The 7,665-nt window shown below is 72.0% G+C and carries 5 protein-coding genes; 1 reads left to right on the top strand and 4 read right to left on the bottom strand.

The features are described from left to right. The first annotated feature begins 268 nt into the window (after positions 1-268). Positions 269-1,678 (top strand): DUF2252 domain-containing protein, encoded by a 1,410-nt coding sequence (locus tag ACIOKD_RS32170; protein ID WP_402091004.1) that lies wholly within the window; start codon positions 269-271, stop codon positions 1,676-1,678. A 72-nt stretch (positions 1,679-1,750) separates the two neighbouring features. Here ACIOKD_RS32170 and ACIOKD_RS32165 read toward each other — a convergent pair whose 3' ends face one another. From ACIOKD_RS32165 to ACIOKD_RS32150, 4 genes are all read right to left on the bottom strand, one after another. Next, complete coding sequence (locus ACIOKD_RS32165; RefSeq protein ID WP_402091002.1) at positions 1,751-1,948, bottom strand: hypothetical protein; 198 nt, start codon at positions 1,946-1,948, stop codon at positions 1,751-1,753. Positions 1,949-2,124: 176 nt separating this feature from the next. Next, positions 2,125-2,646, bottom strand: coding sequence for a hypothetical protein (locus ACIOKD_RS32160; RefSeq protein ID WP_402091000.1), 522 nt, complete (start codon positions 2,644-2,646; stop codon positions 2,125-2,127). Between the two features lie 131 nt (positions 2,647-2,777). Next, positions 2,778-5,495 (bottom strand): LuxR C-terminal-related transcriptional regulator, encoded by a 2,718-nt coding sequence (locus ACIOKD_RS32155; RefSeq protein WP_402090998.1) that lies wholly within the window; start codon positions 5,493-5,495, stop codon positions 2,778-2,780. Between the two features lie 122 nt (positions 5,496-5,617). Then, positions 5,618-7,438: a glycoside hydrolase family 15 protein gene (locus ACIOKD_RS32150; RefSeq protein ID WP_402090996.1), complete on the bottom strand. Its 1,821-nt coding sequence runs from the start codon at positions 7,436-7,438 to the stop codon at positions 5,618-5,620. Between the last annotated feature and the right edge of the window lie 227 nt (positions 7,439-7,665).

Here is a 7,665-nt window from a genome sequence, read left to right as displayed (position 1 = left end):
GCGGGCGCACCACCCCCCCCCGGCCGCCCCCCCCCCCGGGCGGGGGGGGGCACCCTGCCCCGCCCCGCGCCCCCCCCGGGGGGGGGGCCGCGCCCCCCCCCGGGGGGCCCCCCCCCCCCACCGGAGGGACGATGAGGTGGAGAACGCAGACGTGCGCCGGCACGCGGCGGAACGGACGGCACGGCTGCCCGGTACAGGCGCTTCGGTACAGGTGCGCGTGGCCCGGGTGCATGTGCGTACCGTCCGGACGGTTCAGGAGGTTCGCGCCATGGCCATACCGATCGCCTTCACCGCCTCCCTGCCCCCCGCCGAGAGGGCGGCGTACGGCAGGGACGCGCGCAAGCGGGCCTCCCGATCGTGTCACGGCTGGTTCGAGGCGGAGCAGGAGCGGCCCGACCCCGTCGAGGTGGTGGAGCGCCAGTCGCGGTCACGGCTGCCGGAGTTGGTGCCGATCCGCTACGGACGCATGCTGGAGTCGCCGTTCCGCTTCTACCGGGGCGCCGCGTCGATCATGGCCGCGGACCTCGGGCCCCTCCCGAACTCCGGCCTGACGGTGCAGCTCTGCGGAGACGCCCACCTGCTGAACTTCCGGTTGCTGGCCTCGCCGGAACGGCACCTGGTCTTCGACATCAACGACTTCGACGAGACCTCGGCCGGACCTTTCGAATGGGATGTCAAGCGACTGGCGGCCAGCTTCGCGATCGCCGCCCGGGCCAACGGTTTCCCGGTCAAGGATCAGGACAGCGCGGTACGGGCCTGTGTGCGGGCCTACCGGCACCGGATGCACCGGTTCGCCGGCATGGGCACGCTCGACATCTGGTACGCGCAGGACGACGTCGACCGGATGCGGGAACTGCTGGCCTCGTCGATGGACAGACGGGCCAGGCGCCGTACCGCCGACGCGTCGGCGCGGGCCATGACACGCACACACCTCCAGGCCTTCGAGAAGCTCACCCGGGTCACGGCCGAGGGCCGGCGGATCACTCCGGACCCACCGCTGATCACTCCGCTGCGGGACCTGCTCACGGACACCTCCGAGCACGACGAGGAGAAGGAGCTGCGGACCGTCGTGGACGACTACGCGCGGACCCTGTCCTCCGAGCGCCGGCACCTGCTGCGTCGCTACCGTCTCGTGGACATGGCCCGGAAGGTGGTCGGCGTCGGAAGCGTCGGAACACGCTGCTGGATCCTGCTGATGCTCGGCAGGGACGACGGGGATCCCCTGCTGCTGCAGGCCAAGGAGGCGCAGGAGTCGGTCCTCGCCGCGCACACGGGCGGCGACCCCTACGACAACCAGGGCCGCCGTGTGGTGGCGGGACAGCGGTTGATCCAGACGACCAGTGACATCTTCCTGGGCTGGACGAACGTCGTGGGGTTCGACGGCCGGGGCCGGGACTTCTACGTACGGCAGCTGCGGGACTGGAAGGGCATCGCCCAACCGGAGACCATGGACCCCCGGTTGCTGAGCCTGTTCGGGCAGCTGTGCGGGGCCTGTCTGGCGCGGGCGCACGCCCGTTCCGGTGACCCGGTGGCCATCGCCGCCTATCTGGGCGGGAGCGATCGCTTCGACCGCGCGCTCACCGGGTTCGCGCAGGCCTACGCCGACCGGAACGAGCGGGACTTCGAGGCGCTGGGAGCCGCTGTCCGCTCCGGCAGGGTCCGCGCCGAGAGTCTTTGAGACAACGCCGAGAGTCTTTGAGACAGGACAACACGGAGTCCGGCCGGTCCGGCCGGGAGTCCGCGCGCCGCTTCACTCGGGGAGCTGGCGCATCTCCAGGACCCGCAGGCCCAGTGACCGGCAGCGGGCCAGCAGCCCGAACAGCTGGGCCTCGTCGATCACGGGCCCGAACAGGACGGTCTGGCCGGACATCAGCACGTGCTCCAGTTCCGGGAAGGAACTGATCATCGTCTGCGACATGTTTCCGTCGACTCGGATCTCGTAGCGCATGAGCTGCTTCTCCCCGGGTGACCTGGGTGACCTGGGACAGGCGGGCCGCGCCCCTCATCCACGATCCTCCGCCTCGCCGGCACCGCCCGGCCTCACCCCGCGGAGGTGATACTCCGCCGACAACGCGCCCCACCTGCGGCAGTGCCCCACGGGGGCCGGTTCGTCGGGGAGGCCGGTCAGTGCGTCAGGAAGAGTTTGAACGAGATGATCAGCAGGCCGAGGAACAGGTTCACCGCGGCGGTGACGGCCATCAGACGCCGGGAGGCGCCGCCCCGTCGTGCCGCGGCTGTCGACCAGCCCACCTGACCGGCCACGGCGACGCCGAGCGCACACCACAGGGTGCTCTCGATGCCAAGGCCCAGCAAGGGGCTGACGGCCACGACGACGGCCGGCGGGAGGGCCGCCTTGACGATCGGCCACTCGGCGCGGCACGCGCTCATCACGGACCCGCGGTCCAGCCTCTGCTGCACCAGACGCGCGCCGAACACCTGGGCGTGCACGTGTGCGATCCAGAACGCCACGCCGGTGAGCAACAGCAGCAGCACCAGCTCAAGGCGTGGGAACGAGCCCAGCGTGCCGGCCCCGATGATCACAGAGGCGGCGAGCATGGATCCGTAGACGCCACCGGCGTAGTCGGCCCGGGCCCGGCGCTCCGCGTTGCGCACCGCCCTGGGTGTGGCATGCCCGGTATCGGACATCTCGATCTCCCTTCGGGCAAACGGCGTCCGCCGGGGTGTCCGTACCGACACTCCTGTCCCCATGGCACGCCCGGATCCCGCACGGCGGCTCACCCTTCACGGGCGACCCGACGAGCCGCAGCCGCAGGTGATCACAGCAGCCGCAGCTCGCGCCCGCGGCGGACCGCGTCGCCGCGCCGGTTCACCGCCAGCTTCCGGTAGACGCTTTTGAGGTGGGTCTTGACCGTGTTCACCGACACATACAGATCGGCGGCGATCTCCTCCGTCGACATCATCTGGGCCAGCCGCTGGAGTACATCGCGCTCGCGTCCACTCAGTTCCTCGACGACCAGCGGCGCGGGCGGGCCCTCGGACCGGGCCGGCTCGACGTGCCGCGGCGGATGAGGAGTCAGCCAGCCCGCGGCCAGCACCCGCAGGGGCCCCATGTCCAGGCAGGGCCTGATCCACGGTCCGGCTTCGAGGAAGGGACGCCGCAGCCGCTCACGGCGTGCCTCCCGCAGCGCCAGCGCGACGAGTCCGCGCGAGGCCGCGAAGTCGCCCGCCCTGTCCGCGGCCTCCGCTCTCACCAACATGGCCCGTACGGTCACCGCGGGGCCGGCGCGGTCCTCGGGGCGCACTCTGTCGAGCAGTTCGATCGCCGCGTCGGGCCTGCCCGCGGCGAGCTGGGCGCGCGCGGCCCCCACGGCGCAGGCGCCCTCGGCGTCGGGAACCGTCTCCAGCAGTTCGACGGCTGTCTCGGGGCGGCCTTCGGCCAGGTGAGCGGCGGAGGCGATCAGGGCCGCGTGCCCCTGCGCCCAGGGCGAGACGACGTCGGCGCGGACGGCGGTCTCCGCCGCCGCGAGTGCGGCCGCCGGTCTGCCGCGGGCCAGGAGCAGACGCGCGGTGACGATCGTGCGGCCCGCTTCCGTCACCGGGTCGCGCAGTCCGCAGTCCGGGCCGTTCGCCGCGTCGAGGAGTGCCTGGGCCAGGCTCAGCTCGTTGCGGTCCACGGCCACGGCTGCCAGGACGAGTCGCCCGATGCCGGAGCCGGGCAGCCGCGCCGAATCGAACGGATTCGCGGGGCCGGTCGGAGCCGTGGGACCGGACCGCTCCGTCCCGGCTGTCGCCGCCAGCGCCGTGTGCTCCGCCCTGCCGAGCCAGCCGTCCAGGTAGTCGATCAGGGCCAGCCCGCCCAGCGAGTCCTCGTGCGCCGTCACAGCCGCGCCGGAGCAGTCGGTCACCGTGGACAGCGCCGCGCGCGCGTCCTCGTAACGCCCGGCCCACAGCCGTGTGGAGCCCAGATGCGTCTGCAGGAGGGCACTGACCTCGGGATGCCTGTCCATGAGAGGGGCGGGGACCTCGTCCTGAAGTCGCCCGGCTGCCCGCGCGGCCGTTTCCGCCCGCCCCGGTGCTCCGGTCAGCCGTGCCGCCAGGGCTTCCAGCAACGCGCAGCTCAGCCGGGCGGCCGCCGGTGCGGGCACCTCGCCGGGCGGGCGGTCCTCCCCCTCCAGGCTCCGCCGGGCCCGCCGCAGGTGGGGCAGGCCGCGTTCCAGGTCGCACCGGGCCAGTTCCCGGGCCGCGCGTACGAGGTGCGCGGCGGGGCTCGTCGCCTCGGGTCCCATCCGGGCGAACAACCCGTCGAGGTCGTCGGAGCGAAGGCCGGAGAACAGCTCACCGATGGCGAGGTCGTCGACGAGCGCTCCGGCCGTGAAGTCCCAGTCGCCGGCGGCGGCACCGTGGCCGAGCGTCTCGGCGAGGGATCCGGAGCCCCGCAGCCATACCGCCGCGCGCCGATGGAGTTCGGGCTCAAGCCCTGGTGAGCGCATGCGCAGATGGGCGCGGAGGATCTCGCCGAACAGCGGGTGGAGGCGGTACCAGGTGTGTCCGAGGTCCTCGACGAAGGCGTTCTCGCGGTGCAGCCCCGCCAGGATGGGTTCGGCGTCGTCGCGTTCCGTCAGGGCGTTCGCCAGGGCGGGACTGAAGCGATCGAGGACACTCACCCTCAGCAGGAGGTCCTGGGTCTCGGGCGGCTGCCGCTTGAGCACCTCCGCCAGGAGGAAGTCGGCGACCGCTGAACGGTCCGCCTCGAACTCCTTCAGATACCGCTCCGGGTTCGGGCTCTTCCGGGCGGCCAGGGCACACAGGCGCAGACCCGCGGCCCATCCCCGGGTGCGCTCCACGAGTGCGCTCGCGGCATGGACGGGAACACGCAGTCCGTGTGTCTCCAGGAGTACGGCCGCCTCCTGCGGGGTGAAGGCCAGCTCCGCGTCCCTGATCTCGGTCATCTCGCCGGCCGCCCGGTAGCGGTGCAGCGGCAGCAGCGGTTCGGTGCGGGTGACGAGGACGAGGCACAGGCCCCGGCCCGCGTGGTGCAGGACGAACTCCAGCTGCTCGGCGATCTCCGGGTCGGTGACTCGGTCGTACTGGTCGAGCACCACGGTCACCGGCAGGTCCCGGCCGCTCAGTTCGACGGCCAGCCGGGCCAGGAGCGGGTGGTCCACGCGGCCGGCGTCGGCGGGCAGGCCCAGTTCGGCGGAGAGCGGCACACCCGAGTCGCGCAGGGCCTGGAGGAAGTAGGCCCAGAACATTCCGGGCTGCTGGTCCGTCGCCTCGGTGGTCAACCAGGCCAGGGGCTCGGTCCGCCCCGTGGCCCAGTCGGCGACCAGCAGGGTCTTACCGGCTCCGGCGGCTCCGTTGACCAGGGTCAGTGGTGTCAGCAGGGACTGGTCGAGGTGCCGGACCAGCCGCTCGCGCCGGAGCAGCATCGCCGGGCGTCCGGGTACGACGAATCTGGTGTGCAGAAAGGGATCGCCCCGGGGATCGGCATACGGTGCTGTCGGTGCCGAACCGTTCTTCTGGAACCCGGCCATGGCGCTCACCACCACTGTTCTGTTCGTCAGACCACACGGGCAGCGCTTCCTCCTCAGCATCCCAGGGTTCCCCCGTACCTGCTCGCCGCGCGGTCACCCCCGGGCGCGGACCGGCCCCGTACTCAGCCGAGGGCGTCCATCTCCTTGTCGAGCGAGAGGGCTGCCGTGATGAGCGCCAAGTGTGTGAACGCCTGCGGGAAGTTTCCGAGTTGCTCCCCGGTCGAGCCGATCTCCTCCGCGAACAGGCCCACGGGGTTGGCGTAGGTGAGCATCTTGTCGAAGGCGTACCTGGCCGGCCCGAGCTGTCCCGCCTGCGCCAGCGCGTCGACGTACAGGAAGCTGCACAGGGAGAACGTGCCCTCGCTGCCGCGCAGTCCGTCCGGGGACGCCTGCGTGTCGTAGCGCTGGACGAGGCTGTCGGAGACGAGTTCGCGCTCCATCGCGTCGAGGGTCGACAGCCAGCGCGGATCCTTCGGCGCGATGAAGCCCACGGAGGGCATGAGCAGCAGGGACGCGTCGAGGGTGGTGTCCTCGTAGTTCTGGACGAACGCCTGGCGCCGAGTGCTCCAGCCGCGCTCCATCACCTGGCGCAGGATGTCGTCCCGTGCCATGGTCCACGCCGGGATGTCGGCGGGCCGGGCGAAGTCACGGGCCATCCGGATGCCCCGGTCGAAGGCGACCCAGCACATGAGACGGCTGTAGGTGAAGTCCTTCTGCCCGCCCCGCGTCTCCCAGATCCCCTCGTCGGGCCGGTCCCAGGCCTTGACCAGCCAGTCCAGCACTCCGGACAGTGCCTGCCAGCCGTCGTACGGCGGTGCGTTGCCGGCCCCCTGCACCGTCTGCGAGAGGGCGAACACCGCTTCTCCGTAGATGTCGAGCTGGAGTTGGCCCGCGGCGCCGTTGCCCGCGTACACCGGCGCCGATCCGCGGTAGCCCTCGAAGTGGTCGAGGGGCACTTCCGTGAGTTCGGGGTCGCCGTCGACGCGGTACATGATCTGCAGGGGTTCTCCGCTGACCGTGCGGCCCGCCTTCAGCCGGTCGCCGAGCCAGCTGCGGAACGCGTGCGCCTCCTCCACGTGGCCGAGGCCCAGCAGAGCACCGACCGACATCGATCCGTCCCGCACCCAGGTGTAGCGGTAGTCCCAGTTGCGTCCTCCGCCGATCTGTTCGGGCAGTCCCATGGTGGGTGCCGCGACGGGCGCCCCGGTCGGTGCGTAGGTGAGCAGTTTCAGGGTGATGGCCGCCCTGTTCACCATGTCCTGCCAGCGTCCGCGGTAGTGGCTGCGGCGTACCCACGCGTGCCAGAAGTCCCGGGTGCTCTCGAACAGCGCCATGACGTCCGGGGGTGCCAGCGGCGGTAGCGGGGTGTCGTCGGCGTCGCCCACCGTCAGGACGAGTGCGGCGAAGTCCCCCTCTTTCATGGTGAGTTCGCTGCGGATGTCGTCGCCGTCCCCGCTCCACCGCATCGGGCCTACGGTCTGCACCACGGCCTGGGCGCCGGGGGCGTCGAACCGCACGGCGTCCTCGCCGAGGTCGACGCGGTGCCCGGCGCGGCCGTAGTCGAAGCGGGGCCTGCACTCCAGCGAGAAGCGGACCCGGCCGCGGGTCACCCGCAGGATCCTGACGAGGCGGTGCCGGCCCGTCGCGCGCTCGGGGCGCTCCACCGGCATGAAGTCGACCACTTCGCCCACGCCCGACTCCGTGAGGAAGCGGGTCACCAGGATCGCGGTGTCCTGGAGGTAGATCTGCACCGGTGGCCGCTCGGTGTCGGCGGACACGGTGAAGTGACCACCGCGCTCGTGGTCGAGGAGCGAGGCGAACACGCTGGGCGAGTCGAACCTGGGCGCGCACAGCCAGTCCACCGTGCCGTCGGAGGAGACCAGTGCGGCGGTCTGCAGGTCGCCGACCAGTCCGTGGTCGGCGATGGGGGGATAGCGTCGCATGGTTGGTGCTCCCTTCGGCCGGAGCGCCCCGAGCACCGCATGTCCGGGCACCGTGTCACGCCCCTCGGCTGCCAACATCGCCGCGCGACGCCGCGCACGCCTCCCCCGCGACGGGTGAGCTCTCTCGCGACACCAAGGGCACGGGCCCGCACACCTGGCCGCCGCCCCCCGAGGCTCTTCAGGAGCGCGAGCCGTACACCTGACCGCCGCACCCGAGGCTCTTCAGG

Origin of the sequence: Streptomyces sp. NPDC087844, from assembly GCF_044742785.1 — a bacterium.
Classification (GTDB): domain Bacteria; phylum Actinomycetota; class Actinomycetes; order Streptomycetales; family Streptomycetaceae; genus Streptomyces.
The sequence above is the reverse complement of the archived record's forward strand: the minus strand, read 5'-3'. Positions and strand labels throughout refer to the sequence as shown.